19 protein-coding genes and 1 tRNA gene are annotated in these 24,540 nt (G+C 66.8%); 11 read left to right on the top strand and 9 right to left on the bottom strand.

Features of this window, described 5'->3' with window-relative positions:
* The first annotated feature begins 15 nt into the window (after window positions 1–15).
* Window positions 16–1,218: a 3-oxoadipyl-CoA thiolase gene (gene pcaF / locus FHT19_RS15465; RefSeq protein WP_169475839.1), complete on the top strand. Its 1,203-nt coding sequence runs from the start codon at window positions 16–18 to the stop codon at window positions 1,216–1,218.
* A 6-nt stretch (window positions 1,219–1,224) separates the two neighbouring features.
* Here pcaF and FHT19_RS15460 read toward each other — a convergent pair whose 3' ends face one another.
* From FHT19_RS15460 to mdlC, 3 genes are read right to left on the bottom strand one after another with little or no spacing between them, the layout of a single operon-like run.
* Window positions 1,225–1,719, bottom strand: a complete 495-nt coding sequence (locus FHT19_RS15460; RefSeq protein WP_169475838.1) for an aromatic-ring-hydroxylating dioxygenase subunit beta — start codon at window positions 1,717–1,719, stop codon at window positions 1,225–1,227.
* The gene (locus tag FHT19_RS15455) at window positions 1,716–3,062 is read right to left on the bottom strand and encodes an SRPBCC family protein (protein ID WP_169475837.1); all 1,347 of its coding nucleotides are present in this window, start codon (window positions 3,060–3,062) and stop codon (window positions 1,716–1,718) included. Before FHT19_RS15455 ends, FHT19_RS15460 begins: the two co-directional genes overlap by 4 nt.
* A 19-nt stretch (window positions 3,063–3,081) precedes the next feature.
* Complete coding sequence (gene mdlC, locus FHT19_RS15450) at window positions 3,082–4,638, bottom strand: benzoylformate decarboxylase (RefSeq protein WP_169475836.1); 1,557 nt, start codon at window positions 4,636–4,638, stop codon at window positions 3,082–3,084.
* Window positions 4,639–4,726: 88 nt separating this feature from the next.
* Between mdlC and FHT19_RS15445 the strand changes: the two genes are divergently transcribed.
* Together FHT19_RS15445 and FHT19_RS15440 are read left to right on the top strand one after the other, a co-directional pair.
* Window positions 4,727–5,626, top strand: a complete 900-nt coding sequence (locus tag FHT19_RS15445; protein ID WP_169475835.1) for a LysR family transcriptional regulator — start codon at window positions 4,727–4,729, stop codon at window positions 5,624–5,626.
* Window positions 5,627–5,703: 77 nt separating this feature from the next.
* Complete coding sequence (locus tag FHT19_RS15440) at window positions 5,704–6,615, top strand: 2-dehydropantoate 2-reductase (protein WP_248290500.1); 912 nt, start codon at window positions 5,704–5,706, stop codon at window positions 6,613–6,615.
* Between the two features lie 45 nt (window positions 6,616–6,660).
* Here the strand turns inward: FHT19_RS15440 and pnuC are convergent, their stop codons facing one another.
* The 4 genes from pnuC to htpG all read right to left on the bottom strand — a co-directional run bounded on the left by pnuC (window position 6,661) and on the right by htpG (window position 11,125).
* Window positions 6,661–7,230 carry a nicotinamide riboside transporter PnuC gene (gene pnuC, locus FHT19_RS15435; RefSeq protein ID WP_169475833.1) on the bottom strand — a complete coding sequence of 190 codons (570 nt, stop codon included), beginning with the start codon at window positions 7,228–7,230 and terminating at the stop codon, window positions 6,661–6,663.
* A gap of 43 nt (window positions 7,231–7,273) precedes the next feature.
* A complete protein-coding gene (locus FHT19_RS15430; RefSeq protein WP_169475832.1) occupies window positions 7,274–8,389 on the bottom strand; it encodes a phosphotransferase in 1,116 nt (371 codons plus the stop codon).
* 45 nt (window positions 8,390–8,434) lie between these two features.
* Window positions 8,435–9,130, bottom strand: a complete 696-nt coding sequence (locus tag FHT19_RS15425; protein ID WP_169475831.1) for a 2'-5' RNA ligase family protein — start codon at window positions 9,128–9,130, stop codon at window positions 8,435–8,437.
* A 96-nt stretch (window positions 9,131–9,226) separates the two neighbouring features.
* Window positions 9,227–11,125 carry a molecular chaperone HtpG gene (htpG, locus tag FHT19_RS15420; RefSeq protein WP_169475830.1) on the bottom strand — a complete coding sequence of 633 codons (1,899 nt, stop codon included), beginning with the start codon at window positions 11,123–11,125 and terminating at the stop codon, window positions 9,227–9,229.
* A 310-nt stretch (window positions 11,126–11,435) separates the two neighbouring features.
* On the opposite strand from htpG, the gene FHT19_RS15415 reads away from it, so the two are divergent.
* Entirely contained in the window at window positions 11,436–11,906 is a 471-nt protein-coding gene (locus tag FHT19_RS15415) for a (2Fe-2S)-binding protein (protein ID WP_169475829.1), read from the top strand.
* Window positions 11,903–14,143: a xanthine dehydrogenase family protein molybdopterin-binding subunit gene (locus FHT19_RS15410; RefSeq protein ID WP_169475828.1), complete on the top strand. Its 2,241-nt coding sequence runs from the start codon at window positions 11,903–11,905 to the stop codon at window positions 14,141–14,143. The genes FHT19_RS15415 and FHT19_RS15410 overlap by 4 nt, the downstream gene beginning before the upstream one ends.
* A 34-nt stretch (window positions 14,144–14,177) precedes the next feature.
* On the opposite strand, the gene FHT19_RS15405 is transcribed toward FHT19_RS15410, so the two are convergent.
* Window positions 14,178–16,301 carry a phospholipase C, phosphocholine-specific gene (locus FHT19_RS15405; RefSeq protein WP_248290499.1) on the bottom strand — a complete coding sequence of 708 codons (2,124 nt, stop codon included), beginning with the start codon at window positions 16,299–16,301 and terminating at the stop codon, window positions 14,178–14,180.
* 169 nt (window positions 16,302–16,470) lie between these two features.
* Here FHT19_RS15405 and FHT19_RS15400 point away from each other — a divergent pair, with 169 nt between their 5' ends.
* From FHT19_RS15400 to FHT19_RS15375, 6 genes are all read left to right on the top strand, one after another.
* Complete coding sequence (locus FHT19_RS15400) at window positions 16,471–17,061, top strand: sigma-70 family RNA polymerase sigma factor (RefSeq protein WP_248290498.1); 591 nt, start codon at window positions 16,471–16,473, stop codon at window positions 17,059–17,061.
* Between the two features lie 2 nt (window positions 17,062–17,063).
* Window positions 17,064–18,041 carry a FecR domain-containing protein gene (locus FHT19_RS15395; protein WP_168557808.1) on the top strand — a complete coding sequence of 326 codons (978 nt, stop codon included), beginning with the start codon at window positions 17,064–17,066 and terminating at the stop codon, window positions 18,039–18,041.
* Between the two features lie 153 nt (window positions 18,042–18,194).
* The gene (locus tag FHT19_RS15390; protein WP_248290497.1) at window positions 18,195–21,314 is read left to right on the top strand and encodes a TonB-dependent receptor; all 3,120 of its coding nucleotides are present in this window, start codon (window positions 18,195–18,197) and stop codon (window positions 21,312–21,314) included.
* A gap of 107 nt (window positions 21,315–21,421) precedes the next feature.
* The gene (locus FHT19_RS15385) at window positions 21,422–22,972 is read left to right on the top strand and encodes a tryptophan halogenase family protein (RefSeq protein WP_169475827.1); all 1,551 of its coding nucleotides are present in this window, start codon (window positions 21,422–21,424) and stop codon (window positions 22,970–22,972) included.
* 8 nt (window positions 22,973–22,980) lie between these two features.
* A complete protein-coding gene (locus FHT19_RS15380; protein ID WP_169475826.1) occupies window positions 22,981–23,697 on the top strand; it encodes a SapC family protein in 717 nt (238 codons plus the stop codon).
* Between the two features lies 1 nt (window position 23,698).
* A complete protein-coding gene (locus FHT19_RS15375; RefSeq protein WP_169475825.1) occupies window positions 23,699–24,343 on the top strand; it encodes a DUF6445 family protein in 645 nt (214 codons plus the stop codon).
* Between the two features lie 102 nt (window positions 24,344–24,445).
* Here the strand turns inward: FHT19_RS15375 and FHT19_RS15370 are convergent.
* A tRNA-Met gene (locus FHT19_RS15370) sits at window positions 24,446–24,522 on the bottom strand.
* Window positions 24,523–24,540 lie beyond the last annotated feature (18 nt).

Below are 24,540 nucleotides of genomic sequence, written 5' to 3'. Positions count from 1 at the left end.
CTCAAGGAAAACCCAGTGCCAGAAGCCTTTATCTGTGATGCGATCCGTACCCCGATCGGGCGCTATGCCGGCGCGCTGTCATCGCTGCGTGCTGATGACCTGGCGGCCATGGCCTTGCGGGCCCTGGCCGATCGCAATCCGGGCATGGACTGGGCCCAAGTCGACGATGTGATCCTGGGCTGCGCCAACCAGGCGGGCGAAGACAACCGCAACGTGGCGCGGATGGCCAGCCTGCTGGCCGGGTTACCGCTGGGTGTTTCCGGCACGACGGTCAATCGCCTGTGTGGCTCCGGGCTTGACGCCGTGGCGATCGCGGCCCGCGCGATCAAGTCGGGTGAAGCGGAACTGGTGATTGCCGGCGGCGTCGAAAGCATGAGCCGCGCGCCCTTCGTCATGCCCAAGGCCGAAACGGCATTTTCGCGCGCCAATGCCATCTTCGACACCACGATTGGCTGGCGCTTCGTCAACCCGGCGATGAAAGCCGCGCATGGCGTGGATTCGATGCCGGAAACGGCGGAAAACGTTGCCAGCGAATATGGCATCTCGCGCGAGGACCAGGATCTCTTCGCGCAAGGCAGCCAGACCAAGGCCGCTGCCGCCCAGCAATCGGGCCGCCTGGCGCGCGAGATCGTGGCGGTCTCCATCCCCCAGCGCAAGGGCGAGCCCCAGCGGGTCGAGCGCGATGAACATCCCCGTGCAGTCACGCTTGAGGCGCTGGCCGCACTGCGCCCGGTCGTGCGCGCCGATGGCACCGTGACGGCGGGCAATGCCAGCGGCGTCAACGATGGCGCCGGCGCGCTGATCATCGCCTCGGAAGCGGCCGCCAAGCGCCATGGCCTTGTCCCGCGTGCGCGCATTCTGGGTGCGGCCACGGCCGGGGTCGCGCCGCGGGTGATGGGCATCGGGCCGGTGCCGGCAACGCAGCGCCTGCTAAGCCGCCTGGGCATCGGCATCGACCAGCTCTCCACGATCGAATTGAACGAGGCCTTCGCCAGCCAGGCCCTGGCCGTGTTGCACAAGCTTGGCCTGTCGAGCGAGGACCCGCGCGTCAATCCCAATGGCGGCGCCATCGCGCTTGGCCATCCGCTCGGCATGTCGGGCGCGCGCCTGGCGCAAACCGCAACGGAGGAGCTGGCGTTGACCGGCGGGAACCTTGCCTTGGCAACCATGTGCATCGGCGTGGGCCAGGGCATCGCCATGGTCATCGAGCGGGTGTGACCGGGCTCAGATCGCGTTGATATCCACCACCGTGGGAATCGTATCGTTGAGCAGGATGATCTTCTTGGATGCGATGGCCCACCCGCCCTCTGCGGGAACCAGCCGGTATTCATAGCGCCCGAAGAATACGTCGGTCCGATCCATCCGCACATCAAAGCGATGGCACGTGAAAGCCGCCGACACCGCCCCGCTTGCTGCATCGGTAACCAGGATGTTGGCAATCATGTGCACCACGCGCGGCGGCGGGGTCGACGCCACGGAAAGGCCCGATTGCAGCCGCATGATGCGATCTTCCAGATTGCGGCGGCCGCGATAGTAGATCAGCGAAAGCTCGCGCTCGGGATCGGTCGAAAGCGTGCCCTCGTCGCGCCAGGTGGGCATCCAGAATTCGATATCGGGAGTGAACAGCGCCAGCCATTCGGCATAGCGACCGGTGTCGATCAGCAGCGCTTCGCGATAGAGCAGGTCGCGCGCCGCCTCGTGCGTCAGGGCCGCGGTCATGCCTCCAGCTCCTTTGCCATGCGCGCCACCCACGCGCGATAATAGGTCTGCAACAGCGTTTCATCGCACAGCCGCGAATCCGCCAGCACGCTGCGATCGGGCTTGAGGTCGATGCGATCGCCAAACCGATTGCCGCCGGCAACGCTGGCGGTCATGCCGCGCCCATGGCCTTGCAGCCAGGGGGCGACCATGCCGGCAAAGCCCGCCTGGCAGTTTTCGTAAGACACGGTGTCATCGGGCGTCGCCATGCCGGTGGGGTTAAAGAAATCCTCGTACTGCCGGATGCGCTGGCGCCGGGCCGCGGCGCTTTCGCCCTTGGGCGCGATGCACCATGTGCGCATTTCGGTCATCCCCGGTCCGATCGGGCGGATCACGCGCAACTGGCTAGACGCGTTTTCGGCAATCTGCAGGTTGGGAAAGATGGTGAGGTTGCGCATGTTGAACATCCAGTCGCGCTTGCCCTCGCCCAGCCGCTCACCCAGCGCGCCGGCCTGCTCGTAGAGCGGGATGGCCGGCGTGATCCCGAAGATGCCCCAGTTGAGCACATGGCCATGGGCAAAGCTGAAGCTGCCCCCGGCCACGCCCTGGGCCTCTTCCTTCCAGTAGTCGCTGTTTTCCCAGACAGAGGCGACGACATCCGCGCTCATCTCCTGCTGCCGTCGTTCCAGCACGCTGATGTAAGAGGGATGCGCCGAGGTGAAGTGATAGGCGTCTGAACAGTTTTCGAGCTGCAGCTTCCAGTTGGCGGCAAAGGTGAAGGTCACCTGGCCCGGCACCAGTTCCAGCCCTTCCTCGCTTTGATCGGCCACCAGATCGAGCAGCTTGGCCGCGTCTCCCAGATAGTCGGCCAGCGTCATTTCGCCCGCGGCAAGACTGCCGAACAGGAAACCGCGATAGTTGGCAAAACGCGGCAGCGCCGCCAGCCCGTGGTCATCGCGGTCGAACGCCTCGGCATAGCAGCCCGCGCTTTTCCACTTGATCGCCCGGTTGCGCCCCGCGCTGTCGAAGCTCCAGCTATGATAGGGGCAGACATGCAACCGCGCGTTGCCTTGGCGCAATTGGGCCAGGCGTGCGCCCTTGTGCGGGCAGGAATTGACGAAAGCGCGCAACTGCCCCTCGCCATCGCGCTGCACCAGGACCGGCACCCGGCCCACTGTGGTGGTGAAGAAGTCGTGCGGCCCGGCGGCCTGCGATTCCATGCCCAGGAACACCCAGCCCTGTTCAAAGATCGCACGCTGTTCTGCCGCAAACACCGCGGCATCGGTGAATATTGCGCGGTTGACGCGGAAAACGCCGTCCTCTGGTCGATCGTCCACCAGGTCGCGCAGTGTGAAATTGCCCATCGTCCGTCTCCCGCTCGGCTCAGTCGATGATGGCTTCGATCAAGGTCGGCCCATCGGCCGACAACGACCAGGCCAGCGCCGCATCCAGCGCAGCCGGATCGTGCGCGGAGCGGCCGGGCACGCCATGCCCGGCGGCCAGCGCCACGAAATCCAGCTCCGGAAAATGCGTGCCGACCAGTTGCTGCATGCCGAAATGGCGGCCGAAGTGGTGCAAGGCTTCATACCGCCCGTTCTTGAGGATCAGGAACGTGATCGGCAGATGCCATTGCGCCGCCGCATGCAACCCTTGGATCGCGTACATCGAAGAGCCATCGCCCAGCACCGCGATCACCTTTTCGTGCGGCCGTGCCAGCGCCATGCCCACTGCCGCGGGCAGGCCATGGCCCAGCCCGCCGCTCGCCGTGGTGTAGAACGTGTTGGGGCGCACGATCGGCAGGTGATCGTGCATCGGCCCCCGGCTGGAAGGCGCTTCTTCCACGATGATCGAGTGCGGCGGGCGCAGATCGGCAAGCCGTTGCAGCACATAGCCATCGGTCATCGCCGATCCATCGAGCCGGACGGGGCGCGCCAGCGGCGCCGGCGCCGCGCGCGGGGGCGGGCTGGACAGGGCAAGCAGGGCATCAAGCGCGTGATGGCACTGCGCCACGATTGCCCGGCCGGCCGGGGCCCAGGCGGCATGCACGTGGTTGTCGCCGATCAGCCACACCTCGGCATCGGGCGGGGCGTGGGGCCCCTGCCCTTCCACGTGATAGAGATGGACCGGCCCGCCCAGCCCCAGGATCACGTCATGCCCCGCCAGCGCAGCGACAATCGCCTCGCGACTGGCGGTAAGGAAGCCGCCAAACAGGGCGTGGTCTTCGGGAAAACCGCAGCGCGCCGCCATGGGCGCCACATAGACGCGGGCCTGGTGGCGTTCGGCCAGGGCAACCACCTGGTCCCAGGCGCCGTCCCGTGCCACGCCGGCCGCCACCACCAGCGCAGGCCGCCGCGCGGCATCGAGGCTGGCCGCGCATTCGGCGATCGCCGCCGGGTCTGCCAGTCGATCGGCATGGACCTGCCGGGCGCGATGCGGCGGGCATGGCTGGTCCCAATCATCGATCGGGATGGAAACGAAAGTCGGCCCGCGCGGCGGCTCCATCGCCACCAGCCAGGCGCGCTCGATCGCCGCCGGCACATCCTGGGCGCGGGCCGGCTCGCACGCCCATTTGACGAAGGGACGCGGGAACTCGGTGGCCCGTTCGGCAAACAGGAACGGCTCGAAGGGCAGGATCGAGCGTGCCTGTTGCCCGGCCGTAACCACCAGCGGCGTCTGGTTCTTCCACGCGGTGAACAGGTTGCCCAAGGCGTGGCCGACACCGGCGGAACTGTGCAGGTTGACGATCGCCGCGCGGCCGGCGCCCTGGGCAAAGCCATCGGCCATGCCCAGCACCACACTTTCCTGAAGCCCCATGACATAGCGAAAATCCTCGGGAAAATCGCGGAACATGGGCAGTTCGGTCGATCCCGGATTGCCGAAAACCGTGGTCATGCCCAGTTCGCGCAACAGCGCAATCGTCACGTCACGCACGGTCTGCATTGACAACTCTCCCGGTGTTTTGCGGCAGTCTGACGCGCTCAACGATAAGCACAATTGCAAATTGGGCTAAAAGCCATAACCTGGCCGCATGGATTTTGACGAACGTGAGTTGAAAGCCTTTCTCGCCGTGGCCGAATGCGGCAGCCTCGGCCGCGCCTCGCGCCAGGCCAATCTCACCCAGCCCGCGCTCAGCCGCCTGGTCCAGCGCATGGAGGAACGCTTGCAGCAGCCGCTGTTCGATCGCACCACGCGCGGCATGGTGCTGACCGATCCGGGCGCGCTACTGCTTCGCCATGCCCGCCATCTGCTGGCCGAAATGGACACGCTGCGCGATGAACTGGCCGCCTATCGCGGATTGCGGCGCGGCGTGGTGCGCGTGGGAGCCGCGGCGGCAGTGATGCGCACGCTGGTGGCCACGCATGTCGGCCGGATGCTGGCCGACAATCCCGACCTGACCTTCGAAGCGATGGAGGATGTCGATAGCGGGCTGGTGCGCTCGCTGGAACAGCGCCTGATCGACCTGGCGATCACATCGGGCCGGGTCGAGGACGATGCCGAGGACGTGCTGTGCCTGGGCCAGTGCGACCACACCGATCTGTTCGCGGTGTTCTGCGCCGCCGATCACCCGATTGCCGACAGCCCCGATCTGGCCAGCGTGTTTGCGCAAGGCTGGGTCATGCCCGATGCCGGAATGACCCCGCGCACCCGGTTCGACGCGCTGGCACGGCAACTGGGACACCAGGCGCGCGTGGTCGCCCGCACCAGTTCGGTCGAAACCATGATCGCCATTGCCGGGGCCAGCCGGTTGCTCTGCTGGCTGCCCGTTCCGCTGCTGGCGCCCTACGTTGCCGGCGGCCAGTTGCGCCGGCTCGACGTGCCCGCGCTGGAAACGCAGCGACAGTTCTGGGTCTATCGCCGCCGCGCGGGTCTGCTGCCCGATGCGGCGCGCTTTTTCCTGCGCTACATGCCGGTTCTACCGCCGGGTTGACAGCGCCAGAACCGGGTCCGGATACTCGCACCCACAGGGGCATGTACGCGTGCCCATGCACGAGGGAGAATTTTCGGATGCAGCAGATTGTGGTGATCGGCGCCGGGGCGATGGGCTGCCTGTTTGCGGCAAAGCTGGCCCTGGCCGGGCATGCCGTGACCGTGACCGACGTGGACCAGGCGCGCATGGCCACCATCGCGAGCCAGGGCATCGACCTGGCGCTGGACGATGGGCGGTGCAACGCCCGCGTCGATGCACAGCCGGCAGCCGAGATAACCGGACCGGTCAATCTCGTGATCCTGTTCACCAAGGGCATGCACAGCGCCGGCGCGATCGCTTCGGCCGCGCATCTGGTGGACAGCGGCTGCACCGTGCTGACGCTGCAAAACGGGCTGGGTAACACCGATGCAATCGCCACGGTGTTTCCGCTCGATCGCATCGTCTGGGGCGTTACCGATTTTCCCGCCGACCTTCATGGCGCCAACGCCGTCGCCTCGCACGGACAAGGCCACGTCTGGCTGGCGGGCTTGACCCAGGCGGCCGACGATAGGGCGCGGGCGGTGGCCAGCGCGCTCGACCAGGCCGGTCTCCACGCCCGGTTCGATCCCGCGGTCGAAGCGATGGTGTGGGACAAGGTGGCTTTCAACAGCGCGCTCAATGCCCTGTGCACGCTGGGCCAGGTGCCGGTCGGCCGGCTCGACTGCGCGCCGGCACGCCGGATCGTGGGCCTCATCGTCGACGAAATCGACGCCGTCGCGCAGGCCGAAGGCATCGCGTTCGATCGCGCCCGCACCATGGCCAAAGTGGATTTCGCCCTGGCCAACCATGGGGGGCACAAACCCTCGATGCTGCAAGACAGGCTGGCCGGCCGGCGCACCGAGATCGAATCGATCAACGGCGCGATCCTGGCCATCGCCGCGCGGCATGCAGTGGCCACCCCTACCCTGCAAACAATCACCGATCTGGTTCGCCTGGGAGAACCCACCTGACAAGCCGGGCAGGCAGCGGAACGATGTGTTTTCAGGAGCGAGAAATCATGCCGCCGCGCGGCGACGTTCGTCCGCGATCCAACGCACATAGCCGACCACGGCAAGGCCGGTCATGGCGGCATAGAGCCCTGCGGTTGGCAAAAGCCCCTTGAACACGAACATGCCGACATAGACCACATCGACCGCGATCCACAGCAGCCAGCTGGCTGCCTGCCGGCGCGCGGTCCACAGTTGCGCAACAAGGCTGAAACTGCTCAGCGCGGAATCGAGCCAGGGCAAGGCGGCATTGGTATAGCGGCTGGTCAGCCAGCCGATCGCCAGCGCGCCCAGTGCCCCTACGGCCAGTCCTGCGCCAGCCTCATGCAGGGGCAGCGGGCGCACGGCCACTTCGCCTTGCGCGTCCCTTCCCCGCGCCCAGCCAACCCAGCCATAGACGATCGACAGGCCGAACAGCGCCTGCAGCACCATGTCGGCATAGAGCCGCACATCGAGGAACAGCTTGAAGTAGAGCGCGCAGGCCACCATCCCCAGCGGCCAGCACAACATGTGCCGGCGCGCGGTCAACCAGATGGTCAGGAAGCTGACGATGACGGCAACGATCTCGAGCATGGACATGGTGCGCTTTTGCGGCACGTTCGGTGCCACGACAAGGCCGGCCTCACTGGCCCGCCACCACTCCCAGCAGCGCCTGCCCAGGCGGAGTCTTGAACCAGTCGGCATGACCGATGAGATAGCCATGCCAGGCAAGATCGGCATCTGCCCTGCGCGCCAGCACGCCGTGGAAATAGTCGACCTCGGAGAGGGCGAATTCGATATGCACGAGCGGCAGGAGCCGCGCGAGCAACTGGCGATCGCCCGCTGTCAGCGGCCGTTCCTGCGCGTAGCCTGCCAAGAGCGCGCGGGCCGTCTCGGGCTCGGCAATGGAGACAGCTTCGCCCAATGGTGCGTCGGGTTGCAGTTCGAGCCAGCGAACCGCGCAGCGCTCGAGCGCTGTCGCCAGGTCGTGCAGTGCGCAAGTCCGATCGGCCAACCCGAAATCGAGGACGCTCGCCACGGTGCCATGCTCGGTCCACAGCAGATTGGAAGGATGCCAGTCATTGTGCGTCCAGAGCGAAGGCTGCTGCGCAAGCAACGGCGCCAGTGTGGCTGCGTCGTGGTCGGCCAGGACCCGGCCCAGCTGGCCGGTCCAGTCCAAGGCGGCACAATAGTCTGCCAGCGCCGGCCGCGCCGCGACATAGGCCTGGGCCGCGGCCAGCGGATCGGCGGCCGGCAGGATCGACAGGCTCGTCACCAAGGGGCGGGCGGGACGGGACGGCGCGGCAAAGTCCTCGGCCGCGCGATGTAGCCGTGCCAGCATGGCGCCGCTCGCGCGGGCATGGCCAGGATCGAGGAACGGGGTCCACGATGGCCGATCGCGATAGAGATCCAGCCCAGGTGCCTTGCCATGCACTTCCCAGGTCCAGTCTCCGATTGTCACGGCCCCCGCACCATCATGCGCGGTCAGCACCTGGGCCACGGGCACGCCGCGCGCGCCGAGATGCTCGATGAACGCATGTTCGCCAGCCAGCGCTTGCGCATCGCGCAGACGGCGATGGTGCCGCTTGAGGAACAGTTCGCCTGTGCTCGTGCGCGCAAGCGTTGCCGAAGAGAACGGGCGCGGCGAATGCCATTCAAGCCGTGCCTGCCCTCCTGCCGCCGGGAAGTGCGCCAGTGCCTCGGCCGCTTCAACAGCGGTGATGGCGGGCCAACTCGGCGCTTCAAGGCCGGTGCCCATGCCATGGACACGATGTTCCCCTGCCACCATCGTCAACTCGGCCGATCAGCGCTGCGCGACAAAACGATACTCCGCCAAAGTCTTGACGATCTGGCCGTTGGCATCGACCAGGCCGATGCCGATCCCGACCACCTGTCCCTGCGCCTGGGGCGGATGCTGCGCGCGCGTGGCAAGATAAGTGCCAAGTGCCGGATTGGTTTCGTTGGCCAGCAGGGTGAGGTGCGGATCGAACTGCATGAACACGTTGGGCGAACCATAGCGTTCGAACGCGGGCAGCTTGGCCGGATAGTCCTTCATCCAGGCCGGCGGCGCCAGGTCGTGATCACGCAGCGGCTCTGCCGCCAGGGTCACTTCATCGGCCAGCCGCTGCAGCGCCGGGGTGCGGTTCACGCGCAGGAACAGCCAGTTGGTGGCTGTGCGCTCGGCGCCGTCCACCGCCAGAGGAATGGCCTGCCGGCCCCGCGCCAGCCGGGCGATCGCGGCTTTCAGCCGGGGCAACGCGCTGGCGGGATATTGCGTGAGATAGAGCGTGGCATGCACCGCCTGGCCGCGCGCGCGAAACGTCGTCATGCCCAGCTTGCCCAGATCCGCGCTGGCCTGGTCCACGGCCGCCACGATCGGCCGCGAAGGGATTGCGTAGATGTCCACGCTCACTTTGGCGGGCAGGTCGGCTTGCGCGTGGGCGGGCCCGACGCTGCCCAGCGCCAAAGCGAAAGCCAGGATTGCGTGGCGCATCTTCATGGTGTTGGTCCTGCAAGGCGTGGCATCACGCGCGGCCTTGGCGCCTGCGCGCCGGGCTTGCAACCGCAATCCGGCGCGCAGTGACCATGGCACGCGTCAGGCCGTGGCCCGCGCGATCAACCGGCCCAGCCGCTCGGCAAAGGCGCGCGGATCACGCGGAGGTTCGCCATCGACGATGCGCGCTTCGTCCAGCAGCAGATGCGCCGCATCCACGCGGAGCTCGTCTTCGGCCGGCAGCGCGGCCAGGCGCGCGATCTGCGCATGGGCCGGGTTGACCTCCAGCACCGGGGCCGAACCCGCCGGCAATTGCCCGGCATTGGCCAGCAGCTTTTCCAGCTGGCGATCGAGCCCGCTTTCGCTCGCCACCAGGCACACCGCGCTGTCGGTCAACCGGTCCGACGCGCGCACGTCGGACACTGCATCGCCCAGCGTTTCCTTGACGAAGCCGAGGAACGCACCCACCGCGTCGCTTGCCTCCGCCTTGGGCGCCTCGGCGCCTTCGGGCAGCGGGATCAGGCTGAGATCGGCCGCCCCTTGGGTGACCGACTTGAACGGCTTGCCATCCAGGTCAATCGCGCCGCGCACCCAGAAGCTGTCCACCTGGTCGGGCAGCAGCAGCACTTCCACCCCGCGCGCGCGGAACCCTTCGAGTTGTGGCGAACTGGCGATGCGATCGAGGTCGCTGCCCGTGGCGTAATAGATCGCGGTCTGGTTTTCCTTCATCGCCGCGACATAGTCTTGCAGCGAACGCCATTCCCCGCCCGAGGTGGTCGTCTTGAAGCGGGCCAGGCGCAGCAGTGTCTCGCGCCGCTCGAAATCCTCGTAGAGCCCTTCCTTGAGCACCGCGCCGAACGTGTCCCACAGCCGGGCATAGGCCTCGGGATCATCCTTGGCGGTCTTTTCCAGTTCGCCCAGCACCTTGCCGGTCAGGCCTTTCTGGATCGCGGCCAGGATCGGGCTGTCCTGGATCATCTCGCGCGACATGTTGAGCGGCAGGTCGGCCGAATCCACAAGCCCGCGCACGAAGCGCAAGTAGCGGGGTAGCAGCTCGGCCTCGTCGGTGATGAACACGCGGCGGACGTAGAGCTTCATCCGCCCCTTGCGATCGGGATCGAACAAGTCGAACGGCCGGGTTTCGGGCACGAAGGCCAGCACCGAATATTCGTGCCGCCCCTCGGCACGGTAATGCAGGGTCAGCGCCGGATCATCCCACTGGCCGGCCACGCTGCGGTAGAAGTCCTTGTATTCCTCGGCCGTGATCGCGCTTTTCGGCTTGGTCCACAGCGCGGTGCCATCGGCCACTTGCGTGCCTTCGGCCTCTGGCTTGTCCTTCACTATGATCGGCACGGGCACATGGCCCGATTGCGCGCGCACCATCTGTTCGATGCGGTGCGCTTGGGCATAGTCGGCCGCGTCTTCCAGCAAGTGCAGCACGATGCGGGTGCCGCGCGGCGGCGCCTGCTCGGCCGCGACCGGCGCGATGGTGTAAGTGCCCAGGCCATCGGACGACCACTGCGCCGCGCCGTCCTGCCCGGCGCGGCGCGAGATCACGTCAACCTTCTGCGCCACCATGAACGCGGAATAGAACCCCACGCCGAACTGGCCGATCAACTGGGTGTCTTCCCCACCCTGAGCGGCAGCGATGCGGTCCATGAACGCCTTGGTGCCCGAGCGCGCGATGGTGCCCAACGTTTCGGCCATGTCGGCGCCGGTCATGCCGATGCCGTTGTCCTCGATCGTCAGCTGCCGCTGATCGGCATCGAGCGTGATGGTGATGCGCGGGGCGGGATCGTCACCCAGCAAGTCGGGCTGGGCGATGGCTTCATAGCGCAGCTTCTCGCAGGCATCGGCCGCGTTCGAGATCAGCTCGCGCAGGAAGACATCCTTGTCCGAATAGACGGAATGCACCATCATGTGCAGCAGCTTGGCCACATCTGCCTCGAAGGCATGGGTTTGCGGCGCAGCGGCGGTTTCGTCCAGAACGTCGGCGGTCATGGGCGGGCAAGACTCCATTGGTGAAAAAGTAAACCGGTGGCTTGCAAGATGTGCCCCGCCGCAAGCGAGTTCAAGGGCCAGGCGATGCCCGCGCAGGGTTGCAGGCGATCATGCGGCGGCCGCGATTGGTGAAGGCTGTTTCAAGCCGCTATGAACATCTTTCATCACGCCTTCACGCCTGTTTTGCGCCACTATGGCGCCTTGGGCAGGCGCGAGCGCAGGCCCGCCCCGCCCAAATTCCACGTGCCAGATCCGTTCCATTGCGATATGCAACGGATATGCACAATGCCAACCGGGAATACTCCGCCACATGATCGAATTGACCATCAACGGCCAGAAGCGTCGGGTTGACGCCGAAGGCGACACGCCCTTGCTGTGGGTGCTGCGCGACGACCTGGGCATGACCGGCACCAAGTATGGCTGCGGCATTGCGCAATGCGGCGCCTGCTCCGTGATGATCGACGGTACGGTGACGCGCAGCTGCGTCACCCCGGTGGAATCGGTCGCCGGCGCACAGATCACCACGATCGAGGCGGTGGAAGCCGATCCCGTGGGCGCCCGCGTGGTGGAAGCCTGGGTCAAGCACCAGGTGCCGCAATGCGGCTATTGCCAGTCGGGCCAGGTCATGGCGGCCACTTCGCTGCTCAAGCAGAACGCCAAGCCCAGCGATGCCGACGTGGAAGCGGCGATGACCAACTTGTGCCGCTGTGGCACCTACAACGCGATCAAGGCGGCGGTGCGCGACGTGGCCGGCCTGGCCACGCAGGAGCAAGGGGCATGACCGAATGGACACCGCTTGATCCCGCGCTCGCCAAGGTTCTGCCCACCGGCGATCCGGTCAACGTCTCGCGCCGGGGCTTCCTTGGCAGTGCCGGTGCTGGCGCGCTGGTGCTGGGCTTTGGCCTGCCGGTGGCCGCACGCGCCCAGGCCGCCGGCAGCGCGCCGGCGGTAACGCCGGGCACCCGCGTGCCCGCGTTCCTGGCGATCAATCCCGACAACACCATTCGCCTGCAAAGCCCGTTTGCCGAAGGTGGCCAAGGCGTGTGGACGGCCATGGCCCAGATCGTGGGCGAGGAACTCGATGCCGATCCCGCCACGTTCGTGGTGGAAAACGCGCCCACCGGGCCTGACTATCAGGTGGTCTATGGCCGCATGCGCATCACCGGCGGCTCCATGTCGGTGCGCACCAGCTATGACACCATGCGCCGCCTGGGCGCCAGCGCCCGTGCGCTGCTGATCCAGGCCGGGGCCCAGCGCCTTGGCGTGCCGACAAGCCAGCTTTCCACCCAGCCGGGCCGCGTGGTGCACCAGGCTTCGGGCCGCAGCGTGACCTATGGGGAACTGGCGCCCACAGCGCTTGACCTGCCGGTGCCGGCCACCCCGCCCACGCTGAAAGACCCCAAGGATTTCCGCTGGATCGGCAAGCCGCAGGCGCGGCTCGACGTGCGCGCCAAGTCCACCGGCAAGGCGCAGTTCGCCATCGACACCAAAGTGGATGGCATGCTGCACGCCGCCGTGCAGCATGCGCCGCGCCTGGGCCTGACCGTGGGCAAGATCCGCAACGAAGCCGAAATCAAGGCGATGAAGGGCGTGCACTCGGTCCACGTGCTCGATGGCGCGGTGGCCGTGGTGGCGCAGCGGTTCTGGCACGCGCGCCGCGCGGCGGAAGCCGCGCAAGTCGATTGGGCCGAACCGACCGGCGCCACCTATCGCGCGATGCCGGCCAGCTTTTCCACGCAGGCCCATGCCACCCACCTCGCCACGGTACAGGGCACCGAGGAAGTGGCCGAAACCGCCGGCGACGTGGCCAAGGCCTTTGCCGCGGCCAAGTCCACGGTGAGCGCCACCTATCATAGCCAGTACCTCAACCATGCGCAGTTGGAGCCGCCTTCGGCGCTGGCGCGGTTCAACGCCGATGGCACGCTGGACATGTGGTTTCCCAACCAGGCGCCCGACATGTTCCTGGCCGAAGTGGCCAAGGTTGCTGCGCTGCCGCCGGAAAAGATCCGCATCCACTCCCCTTTGCTGGGCGGCTTCTTCGGCCGGCATTTCCTCTATCCGCACGGCAATCCCTATCCCCAGGCGATCGAACTGGCCAAGCGGGTCAACGCCCCGGTCAAGCTGATCTGGACGCGCGAAGAGGAATTCCTGCGCGATCCGCTGCGCCCGATGGCCGCCGTGCGGTTTCGCGGCGCGGTCGATGCCAGTGGCATGCCCCTGGCCATCGAGGCGATCAGCGCGACGGAAGGCCCGACCGAAGGCATTGCCGACAAGCGCAGCGGGCAGATCGATCCCACCGCGCTCGAAGGGCTGGCGGGCAAGAGCTATACCCTGCCCAACAAGCGCATTGCCCAGATCTTCGTGAAAAGCCCCACGACCGTGGCCTATTGGCGCTCGGTCGGCAATTCGATGAACGACTTCTTCTATGAAGCCTTCCTCGACGAGCTGGCCGACAAGGGCGGGCAGGATCCCTATGCGGTGCGCCTGCACCTGCTTTCCGGCAATGCCCGGCTCACCACCCTGCTCAAGGCCGTGGTCGATCTTTCCGGCGGGTGGAAGCGCGGGCCGTTCAAGGCCGCCGATGGCACCATGCGGGCGCGCGGCATGGCCATGGCCTCGCCCTTCGGCACGCAGACGGCGGCCATTGCCGAAGTCTCCATCGCCGATGGCCAGGTGACGGTGCACGAAGTGTGGCAGGCCATCGATCCGGGCAGCGTGGTCAATCCGGCAATCATCGCGGCGCAAGTCAATTCCGCCGTCGCGCTGGGCCTGTCGCAAACCCTGGTGGAGGAAGCCGCCTACAAGAACGGCGAGCGCGTCGCCCGCAATTTCGACGGCTATCCGATCCTCACCCCCGATCGCATGCCGCGCGTGCATGTGAAGATCGTGGAAAGCGGCGAGAAGATGGGCGGCATCGGCGAACCCGGCCTGCCCGCCGTGCCCCCGGCCGTGGCCAATGCGGTGTCGCGCCTGCGCGGCCAGCGCGTGCGTTCGCTGCCGCTGGGCACCCTGGCCTGAGCTGAGCTGGCGCTGGCCTGATTCCCCTGGGGGATCAGGCCAGTACCAGCGGCCCGGCCCCGCCCGCTGCCGGGTCTGACCACGATGGCGCGCCGTCTTCCAGGTGGCCAGCCATGCGCCAGGTCTGCCCGCCGCCGGTAAATGCGCGATCATACCAGCCATGGCTGGCGGCCAGGTTCACGGCCAGGCTGCGCACCTGGCCCGGAGCGAGGCGGATGGTTTCGGGCGCGGCGCCATAGGCCATGTCGCGCATGGCCAGCGCCAGCGGCGCAGGCCCAAGGTTTTCACAGCGCAGCATCGCCTGGCCAGCGCCGGTGCCACGCACACTCACCGAAAAAACGCCGGGCCGGCCGGTCAAGCGACGATGGAAGCCATCGGGGCCCAACACGAAGAGATCAACCGGTGCATCCGTGCCGGGCAGCGGATGGGCAAGGTCTGCCCCCGCCCCCACGGTATAGCGCGCGGGGCCAGCCGCTAGGTCTGCCAGGTCATAGACATGGAACACCGCCGCCCGCGCGGCCGATCGGTTGGCCATGACCAGCGCATCGGCTTGCAGGCGCGCATCCAGGCGATAGGGCGTGGGCCGGCGCCGGCGCAGCCCGGTTTCCTGCACCGGCGCGGCCAGTTCAGCCGGCAGCGGCGGGGGGATTTCCTTGAGCTTGCCCGCCGCGGCGCTCAACTGCGCCGTGGCCGGCAGGCCGGCCATGAACAGGCGCGTATCGGCACTGGCGAAATCGAAGCACGAGGTGAGATCGCCGCAGACCGCGCGGCGCCACGCGCTGATATTGGGCTCTGCCACGCCAAAGCGGGTTTCCAGGAAGCGCAGGATACTGGTGTGGTCGAACACTTCGGACGCGACATGGCCGCCCGCGCTCCATGGCGAGACGACATAGAGCGGCACGCGCGGCCCCAGGCCATAGGGCCGGCCGAGATAGGGCGCATCCTGCGCGCCCTGGCTGTGGCGGTGGTATTCGTCCTCGGCCGGGATGGTGGTGGCACCGTGCAGCCGCCCTTGCCCCTGGGCAGGCGGGGCGGGCGGCGGGACATGGTCGAACAATCCGTCGTTCTCGTCGAAATTGATCAACAGCACGGTGCGCGCCCAGACATCGGGGTTGGCGGTCAGCGCATCGAGCACGCGGGCGGTGTAATCGGCGCCCTGCAAGGGGGTTGATGCGCCCGGATGCTCCGAAAGCGTGGCTGGCGCCACCACCCAGGAAACCTGCGGCAGCTTGCCGGCCATCACATCGCCGCGCAGATCGTCCAGCGTGCGCGTGGCCAGGGTGCGCCGCGCCAGCAGCGCTTCGGCCGCGCTCGCCGTTGGCCCGCTCGCCCGGCGATAGCGTTGGAAACCGACCAGCGGATTGTCGGAAAAGTTGTCGGCCATGTCCTGGTAGATCTGGAAGCCGATGCCCGCCGCCATGAGCCGTTCGGGATAGGTCGTCCACAGATAGCCGCCATGGCCGCGCGGATCGGCGCCGGCTTCGTCATAGCCATTGTCGATCGCCGGGCCATTGGCCCGACCCAGGGGATCGTGCGTGCCGGTCCAGATATAGAGCCGGTTGGGATTGGTGCTCAGGTGCATGGCGCAGTGGTAGGCGTCACACAGGGTGAACGCTTCGGCCAGGGCATATTGGAACGGCAGGTCGGCCCGGGTGAAATGGGCCATGGCGTGGTTGTGCTTGGCCCGCGTCCACGCGCCCATGCGGCCATTGTCCCATGCGGCCTGGCTATCGGCAAAATTGTGCGGGGTGCCGAGCGGGCGATAGAGCCGGAAATCGTGCGCGGTATCGAGGCGGAACGGCGCGATGAGCGCGGGACTGGCCCCCTCGTGCTCGTTGGGCTGCACCAGCACGGTGCGGCGCGGGGCATCGGGCAACGCCGGGGCCGGCGCGGCAAAGCGATCGCCAAAGCCGCGCACCCCGCGCATGGTGCCGAAGTAGTGATCGAACGCGCGGTTTTCCTGGGTCAGGATCACCACGTGCGCCACATCCTGCACCGTGCCGGTGCGGCGATGGCCGGGAATATCCAGCGCGCGGGCAATGGCCTGGGTAAACGGCGCGGCGGCGCCCGCCCCGGCGGTGAGCGCGCGAATGAAACTGCGGCGATCCTGCATCGCAATGCCGGCCGGCGTTTCGTTCCTGGCGTGCTTGGGCGTCATGATCGTCTTTCGTGATGGCAAGGGCACGCGGTCTAACGCCACGATATGGCGGCGCGATGACGGGGAAAAGCGTGCAGGCCCGCTTCCCGTGGGAAATATTTTGGCGCAATCGGAAGGAAACGAGACGGACAGGTCTCTAGGGACGGGAAAGAGGGAAAACCCAAAGCCGATGGAGGATGGGACGGGACCGGATCTGCGAGCGCAACTCGAGCGTCGCCGCGCCCTGGCGCTGTGGGTGGCGCGCGAGATCATGCCGCACGAACCGCGCATGCGTGCGTGGTTCGTAAAGCGGCGGATTGCGCCTGACGTGGTGGATGAACTGATGCAGGATGCCTATTGCCGCGTGGCCATGCTCGATACCGTCGATCACATCGACTGCCCGCATGCCTATTTCTTTTCGATCTGCCGCAACTTGCTGGCCCGCCGGCTCAAGCGGCAGCAGATCGCGCCGTTCGAAGCGATCAGCGAGATCGAAAGCTACCGGGACAGCGGCACTCCGTCTCCCGAGGAACAGGTCGCCGCGCGAATGGCATTCGACCGGGTGCGCGCCCTGCTGGCGCAATTGCCCGAACGCTGCCGGCGCATCGTGGAACTGCGCAAGATCGAAGGCTGGTCGCAAAAGGAAATCGCCGCCCACATGGGCATGACCGAAAAGGCCGTGGAAAAGCAGGTGTGGTCGGGCGTGCGCGCCATCCGCGCTGGGTGGGACCAGTTGGAACGTGAGCCCGATGGTCACCAGGCCGGGCGCAGGGCGGTATGACGATGGACCACAACACCGCTTCTGCCGATCGCGACCAGGCCGCCCGGTGGGTGGCCATGATGGATGGCGCCGGCTGGACCGCGCAAGACGAAGCCGGCCTGCAAGCCTGGCTGGCCGCCGATCCGCGCCGCCACGGCCTGCTGCTTCAGGCGCAGGCCGCCTGGCTGCTGCCCGATGCCGTCACGCCGCAAGCCGCTGCCGATGTGCCGCAGCCGGTGGGCGGCCGCCGTGGCTGGGCGCGGCGCGGCGTGCTGGGCGGCCTGGTCGCGGCCAGCGCCGTGGCCGCCGTGGCCACCCGCTTTGCCATGACCCAGGGCGCCGACTATGTGACCCGCCTAGGCGAGATCCGCCGCGTGCCGCTCGACGATGGCACGGTCATGACGATCAATTCCGACACCGCGCTCAAGGTCAACCTCACGCCCCATGCGCGCGAGATCGAACTGGCGCAGGGCGAGGCCTGGTTCGAAGTGGCCAAGGACGCGCAGCGGCCGTTCGTCGTGGCATCCGGCCCGGTGCGGGCGCAGGCGATCGGCACGGCCTTTTCGGTGCGCAAGCGCGAGGAAGGCGTGGAAGTGCTGGTGACCGAAGGCGTGGTGGAAACCTGGACCGCCCAGGATGCCAGCCAGAAGCTGCGTGTGGCCGCCGGGGAGCGCGCGATGATCAATGCCCGCGCGCTGGTGCACTATCAGGCCAGCGAAACCGCACCGGTCGATCGCGCGCTGGCCTGGCGCAACGGCATGATCGACCTCAATGGCACCACGCTGCGCGATGCGGCCGATGAATTCAACCGCTACAACCAGCGCCAGATCGTCATCGCCGATCCCGACGTGGCGGGCGAACAGTTCGACGGCTTGTTCCGCATCGGCGATCCGGAAGGCTTTGCCGAAACGATCAAGGCCACGCTCAACGTTTCCATCAACACCAGCGACCCACGCACCATCCGTATCGAGCGCGCGGCCGAGGTGAATTCCATGAAATAAATTTTCACATTCGCGGAAGGAAAACAGCCGGAGCATGTCTCTAGGCGGATACAGACCGAAAAGGTCTGAAGCGATACGAAATCCTGATGGGAGGGATCTATGATGACGACCACCTTGCGTGGCGTTTTATTTGCATCGGCCAGCGTCGTCTGCATGACGACAATGCCCGCCGCTGCACAGGCCGCAACCGAACTGCGCCAATTCGCCATTCCCGCACAGCCGGCTGAAACCGCCATCGGCGTGCTGGGCCACCAGGCCAACGTCCAGATCATCGCCTCGCGCAAGCTGACCCGTTCGGTGCGCACCAACGAAGTGCGCGGCCGCCTGACCGTATCCGACGCGCTGGAGCGGCTGCTGGCCGGCACCGGCCTGTCCGCGCGGCAAACCGGCCCGGCCACATTCGCCGTGGTCGCCCGCCCCGCCGCGGCGCGTGCCCCGCTGGGTGGCACGGCCGTGGCCCTGGCCAGCCAGCCCGCCGAACCGCAGGCCCGTGCCGCCGCCGCTCCCCCGCCGCCACCCGCCGCCCTGCCCGAGGCAGAACCCCAGGCCATCGTCGTGACCGGCCTGCGCGCCAGCCTCGACAACGCACGCGGGATCAAGCGCGCCTCGTCCGGCATTGTCGACGCGATTTCCACCAAGGACATCGGCAAGCTGCCCGATGCCAACCTGGCCGAATCCCTCCAGCGCATCACCGGCGTCTCGATCGACCGCTCCGGCGGCGAGGGCGCTTTCATCACGGTTCGCGGCTTTGGCCCGGAATTCAACACGGTTCTGGTCAATGGCCGCCAGGTGGCCACCCCTACCGACCCGAGCCAGGCCTCGGGTCGGGCCTTTTCGTTCGACACGCTGGCGTCCGAACTGGTTTCGGGCGTGGAAGTCTACAAGTCTTCCACCGCGCGCTATCAATCGGGCGGGGTAGGCTCCACCGTCAACATCAAGACCGCACGCCCGTTCGACTATCGCGGGCGCAAGTTTTCCGCGACGGTTGATGCCAACTACGATGGCAACGCCAAGAAAGCCGCACCCGACGCTTCGTTCCTGTTTTCCGACACGCTGGACGACGGCAAGCTGGGCATCCTGGTTTCGGGCAGCTACCAGCATCGCTTCACCCGCTTGCAACAGGCGCAGACCGATGGCTGGCTGGTCAACCCGGCGGTGCCGGCCGACCAGGTCAACGGCGGCAAGGGCACGGTGAGCGCCAGCAACCCGCAGGGCAACATCTTCATCCCGCAGAACTTCGACAGCAAGATCACGCGCGAGGACCGCGAGCGGATCGGCGGCACCGTGGTGCTGCAATACCGCCCCAGCGATGCCGTGACGATCACCGCCGATGCGCTCTACACCAAGTTCACCAACAAGACGCAGACCCGCTCGTACGGCCACTGGTTCACTGCCTCGAACCTGACCGACGTGGTCACCGATGCCAACGGCACGGCGACAGATCTCACCCAGGCCAGCGGCATCGCCACCGATTTCCACTACAAGAAGTTCGACAAGCGCACCAACACGCGCGAATTCGGGCTAAACCTGGAATGGAAAGTCACGCCCAACCTCACCGCCTCGTTCGACGGCACCTATTCGCTGGCCAAGGAAGATCCCAACGGCGGGCAGGAAGCCTATCTCGCGCTGCTCGGCTATCTGACAGGCTCTTCGCGCTATCAGTCCGACAGCTCGATCCTGCCGTGGCAGACCGAAACCCTGCCCACATTCGCCAACCCTGCCAGCCCCTGCGGCAGCGCGGTGACCAATTCGAGCCAGGCCGGCAGCACCACCCCGGTGGGCGCGGGGCAGCCGATGTGCCAGCACGTGATGCTGCTGCGCGGCTATGGCATCCGTGACCAGGTGACGCAGGGCCGCGCCGATTTCGCCTACAAGGGCGATGGCAGCGAAGGCCTGGTGAACGCCAACTTCGGGTTCTATTACTCGCGCGACCGCAAGGACACCTCGCTCTATTCCAACGACGGCGGCACCGGCTGCACCACCTGCGGCTACAACGCCCCGGCCCCGGCAGGCGTGGCGATCACCACGTTCAACGCCGGCAGCAATTTCCTCTCGGGGTTGAGCGGGTCCAACCGCCTGCCCACGCAGTGGCTGACGTTCGATGGCCCCACGCTGTTCAACGCGATCACTGCGCAGCAACGCGCCACCAATCCGGGCTTCACCTTTGCCCCGCCGCTGGTGAACGACACCATCGTGACCGAACGCGTGCTGGGCGCCTATCTCGAAACCGAGTTCAAGGGCGATGTCGGCGGCCGGCCGCTGTCGATCGTGGCCGGGGTGCGCTTCGAAGACACCCGCACCGATGTGAATGGCCTCGCTACCGCCTACACCGGCCTGGTCAAGCTGGCCAACGACCAGACGCAATACGGTTCGGAATCCTCGGGCACCACGCGCACCGTAGGCCGCGCGCACTATCTCGACGTGCTGCCCAACATCGCGCTCAAGTGGCAATTGACCGAAGCGGTGACGCTGCGCTTCGCTGCTTCGCAAACCATCACCCGGCCCACTTTGGAGCAGCTCTCGCCGGTCACCACGCTGGTCACGCTGCGCCCGGGCAACTTCGCCGCCAGCAGGGGCAATCCCGATCTCAAGCCGTTCAAATCGAGCAATCTCGATTTCTCGGCCGAATGGTACTACGCGGCGGGCAGCTATGTTTCGGTGGGGGCCTACCTCAAGAGCGTCAACAACTTCATCGTGCTGAACCAGACCACCGGCACGGTCGCCAATGCCACGGGCGGCCCGCTGCTCGATCCCGCCACCGGCCTGCCCGCGCAGTTCACCGTCACCGCGCCGGTCAACGGCCAGGACGCCACAGTCACCGGTATCGAGGCCGCCTGGCAGCATACCCTGGGCGACAGCGGCTTCGGCTTCCAGCTCAATGGCACGCTGGTGGGTTCCAACCGCCATCTCGATCCGCAGAACCTGGGCAACAAGTTCGCGCTGACCGGGCTGTCCAACTCGGCCAACGCGGTGCTGTTCTATGACAAGAACGGGATCGAGGCGCGCGTTGCCTGGAACTGGCGCGACCGCTTCCTGCAATACCTCGCCCCGCCGCCGCTCAACGGCGCCGGCCAGGCCGTTACGCAGGTTCGCCCCTATTCGCAGATCGATGCGAGCGCGACCTACCACATCACGCCGCAATTCTCGGTCTTTGTCGAAGGCGCGAACCTGACCAATTCCCGCACGCTGAAATATGCCTATTATACCAACCAGTTCCTCTATGCCGAGGATTCGGGACGGCGTTTCAAGGTCGGGGCACGGGTCAACTTCTGACACAAACCCGTGTAGCATGACGTGATGATCGAGGGGCACGCGCCGGCAACGACTGGCGCGTGCCTTTGGCGCCCGGGGCCGGGCGGCGGGATGGGAGAAGGAAGGCAATGTCCGCCACAGAAAACCGCGCGATCCGCTCGGTCTGCATCGTCGGCGGCGGATCGGCCGGCTGGCTGACGGCCGGCCTGATCGCCGCGCGCCATGGCCCCGATCTGGCCGTCACGCTGGTCGAAAGCGTCAGCCGGGGCACCATCGGCGTGGGCGAAGGCACCTGGCCCACCATGCGCAACACGCTGCGCAAGATCGGCATTGGCGAAACCGATTTCATGCGGTTCTGCCATGCCTCGTTCAAGCAGGGCGCCAAGTTCGCCCGCTGGCGCACGGGCGCGGCCGACGATTTCTATTACCACCCTTTGGTTCTCCCCGAAGGCTTTCCCGATCTCGACCTGGCGCCCTACTGGAATGCCCAGGCCGCCGCGCCCGGCAACGGCGTACCATCGTTCTCCGACGCGGTATGCTTTCAAGAGGCGCTGTGCGAGCAGTCCCTTGCGCCCAAGCTGATGACTTCGCCGGAATATGCCGGGGTCGCCAACTATGCCTATCATCTCGATGCGGTGAAGCTGGGCGAACTGCTTGCCCGCCATTGCGTCGACACACTCGGCGTGACGCACATCGATGACGAGATCGTGGACGTGACCCTGGCCGAAAACGGCGATGTCGCGGCCGTCGTCGGCAAGCGCAATGGGCCGATCGCCGCCGATCTCTATGTCGATTGCACCGGCTTTGCCGCGCGCCTGCTGGGTGAAGCGCTTGGCGTGCCATTCATCGACCGATCCGACGTGCTGTTCATCGATCGCGCCATGGCCGTGCAGTTGCCGGTGGAGGAAGACAGCCCGATCGCCTCGCACACCATCTCCACCGCGCAGAAGCATGGCTGGATCTGGGACATCGGCCTGCCCACGCGGCGCGGCATCGGCTATGTCTGGTCCACCCGCCACGCCGGTGCGGATCGCGTGGAAGAGGAACTCGCCGCCTATGTCGGCCCCGGCTTTGCCAAGCTGACCCCGCGCGAAATTCCCATCCGCTCGGGCCATCGCGAACTGTTCTGGAAAAACAATGTCGTTGCCGTGGGGCTGGCGGCTGGCTTCCTCGAACCGCTGGAGGCCTCCGCCCTGGTGCTGATCGAGCTGTCGGCCGATTACATCGCCACCAGCATGCCCGCCACGTGCGGTGCCATGGATTTCGTCGCGCGGCGCTTCAACACGATGACGCGCTATCGGTGGGATCGCATCATCGAGTTCCTCAAGCTGCACTATATCCTGTCTGAACGGGAGGATACCGCGTTCTGGCGCGACAACCGCGATCCCGCCACGATCCCGCAAGACCTGCAGGACCAGCTCGCCTTGTGGCGCGACAATCCGCCCGGCGAGCACGACTTCGCCAGCGCGCACGAGATGTTTCCCGCCGCCAGCTATCAATATGTGCTCTATGGCATGGGCTTCCGCACCCGCCCCCGTGCCGGCCAGCTGGCGCAGCGCGATGCGGCCGAAGATGCCTTTACCCGCACCGCCGCCATGAAGCGCAAGCTGACCGGCATGATGCCCACCAACCGCGCCTTGCTCGGCAAGCTGGCGCAGCACCGTTTCCCCACGCTGTGAGAGCCGCCATGAACCTTGTGCAACTGACCCGCAGCGATCACGCCGGCCTGCGCATCGATCCCGCCAAGGCCGCCGCCAGCGCTGCGGCCATCCATCTCGTGCCGCTGGTGGCAGACGAGATCCGCAAGGTCGCCGGCCAGTTTCCCGTGTTCCTGGCCAAGGACGGCGAAACCGGGCAGTTCTACCCCGCCGCGCTGATGGGGCTGGAGCCGCAGGAAAACCTGTTCTGGAACGGTACCGCGCTGGAGGCTGACGTCCTGCCGCTCAATCTCCTGCGCTTGCCGTTCTTCATCGGCGGCGAAGGGGATGAAGCGGTGATCTGCGTGGACATGGCCAGCCCGGCAATCGATCCGGCCGGCCCCTGCCCGATCGTGACCGAGGATGGCGGGGAAAGCGACTATTTCCGCGCGGTGCAGGCCATGCTGGGCCGGCTGGCGCAAGGGCGCAACGCCACCCGGCGGTTCGTCGACCTCGCGCTCGAGCACCAGGTGGTGCGGGAAATGAAGCTCGACCTGGCATTTCACGACGGCAGCACCAGCCTGCTGACCGGCCTCTATGGCGTGGACGAAGTAGCGCTGGGCCGGGCGCGCAGTGCCATTGCCGATTTCGGCGACCTGATGATCCTGGCAGCCATGTGCCTGTCGCTCGATCACGTGGCAGGCCTGGTGCGGCGCAAAAACGCGCGGCTGGCGGCGCAAGCGGCCTGGTTCACCCCCAGCGCCTAGGATGAACGTGCATCCCCCGCAGGCCATGGGGCAAGAAGGCGTGCCCCTATGGCTGGTCGACCAGGCCCACCCTGCCCCGCAAAGCCTGGAAGCCACTGCCGCGGGTGCCCATTTCACCGAAAGCGAGGGTGACTTCTATCCAGGTCGGCGCGCGCCTGCTCCCCAGGCCTGGTGCGAATGGCTGGGGCAGGCCTTGGCTGCCCTGCCCGGCTTGTCGGCTGCGCGCGTGCTGCGCGGGGATTTCGCCGTGGCCGACCGCGATCCCCGCCGTCTCGCCCCGGTGCAGCGCATCCCGCATTTCGATGACAGCAACCCGCAGGTCTATGCCGCGATCCATTACCTATGCAACGCGCCGCATGGCGGCACCAGCTTCCACCGCCACCGCGCGACCGGCTTTGAACGCATCACGCCGGCACGGGCCCCCCTTTGGCGCCAGGCCCTCGCCACGGACGCGGCGCGCCACGGCATGCCACAGGCCACGTATCACGCTACGGATACAGCCACCTTCACCCGCATCGGCACCGCAGAACTGCGCTACAATCGCCTGGTGGTCTATCCCGCCAACTGCCTGCATTGCGGCGATATCGGCCCGTCCTGGCAGTCCGGCACCCGGCTGACGATCACCGCCCTTCTCCACATCCCCTGACGCCCAAAGCCCACGCGCGAGTGTGAGGGGCTGTTGTGAAGCTGCGCGCGTGCTGGACGCGACGAAGCCCCGAGGCGTTAGCGACGGGGCTTTGAGAGATTCTGGTTGCGGGGGCAGGATTTGAACCTGCGACCTTCAGGTTATGAGCCTGACGAGCTACCGGGCTGCTCCACCCCGCGATGTTAGCAACAAAGCCC

This window comes from Novosphingobium sp. SG919 (genome assembly GCF_012932495.1).
In the GTDB taxonomy this organism is placed as follows: Bacteria; Pseudomonadota; Alphaproteobacteria; order Sphingomonadales; family Sphingomonadaceae; genus Novosphingobium; species Novosphingobium rhizosphaerae.
Note: the sequence above shows the minus strand (reverse complement) of the source record. Positions and strands in the feature narration are given on the sequence as shown.

Coding starts and splice junctions, on each gene's coding strand:
- FHT19_RS15460 (WP_169475838.1), bottom strand. CDS start 1,719: ATGACCGCGGCCCTGACGCACGAGGCGGCGCGCGACCTGCTCTATCGC.
- FHT19_RS15455 (WP_169475837.1), bottom strand. CDS start 3,062: ATGGGCAATTTCACACTGCGCGACCTGGTGGACGATCGACCAGAGGAC.
- mdlC (WP_169475836.1), bottom strand. CDS start 4,638: ATGCAGACCGTGCGTGACGTGACGATTGCGCTGTTGCGCGAACTGGGC.
- FHT19_RS15445 (WP_169475835.1), top strand. CDS start 4,727: ATGGATTTTGACGAACGTGAGTTGAAAGCCTTTCTCGCCGTGGCCGAA.
- FHT19_RS15440 (WP_248290500.1), top strand. CDS start 5,704: ATGCAGCAGATTGTGGTGATCGGCGCCGGGGCGATGGGCTGCCTGTTT.
- pnuC (WP_169475833.1), bottom strand. CDS start 7,230: ATGTCCATGCTCGAGATCGTTGCCGTCATCGTCAGCTTCCTGACCATC.
- FHT19_RS15430 (WP_169475832.1), bottom strand. CDS start 8,389: ATGGGCACCGGCCTTGAAGCGCCGAGTTGGCCCGCCATCACCGCTGTT.
- FHT19_RS15425 (WP_169475831.1), bottom strand. CDS start 9,130: ATGAAGATGCGCCACGCAATCCTGGCTTTCGCTTTGGCGCTGGGCAGC.
- htpG (WP_169475830.1), bottom strand. CDS start 11,125: ATGACCGCCGACGTTCTGGACGAAACCGCCGCTGCGCCGCAAACCCAT.
- FHT19_RS15415 (WP_169475829.1), top strand. CDS start 11,436: ATGATCGAATTGACCATCAACGGCCAGAAGCGTCGGGTTGACGCCGAA.
- FHT19_RS15410 (WP_169475828.1), top strand. CDS start 11,903: ATGACCGAATGGACACCGCTTGATCCCGCGCTCGCCAAGGTTCTGCCC.
- FHT19_RS15405 (WP_248290499.1), bottom strand. CDS start 16,301: ATGACGCCCAAGCACGCCAGGAACGAAACGCCGGCCGGCATTGCGATG.
- FHT19_RS15400 (WP_248290498.1), top strand. CDS start 16,471: ATGGAGGATGGGACGGGACCGGATCTGCGAGCGCAACTCGAGCGTCGC.
- FHT19_RS15395 (WP_168557808.1), top strand. CDS start 17,064: ATGGACCACAACACCGCTTCTGCCGATCGCGACCAGGCCGCCCGGTGG.
- FHT19_RS15390 (WP_248290497.1), top strand. CDS start 18,195: ATGACGACAATGCCCGCCGCTGCACAGGCCGCAACCGAACTGCGCCAA.
- FHT19_RS15385 (WP_169475827.1), top strand. CDS start 21,422: ATGTCCGCCACAGAAAACCGCGCGATCCGCTCGGTCTGCATCGTCGGC.
- FHT19_RS15380 (WP_169475826.1), top strand. CDS start 22,981: ATGAACCTTGTGCAACTGACCCGCAGCGATCACGCCGGCCTGCGCATC.
- FHT19_RS15375 (WP_169475825.1), top strand. CDS start 23,699: ATGAACGTGCATCCCCCGCAGGCCATGGGGCAAGAAGGCGTGCCCCTA.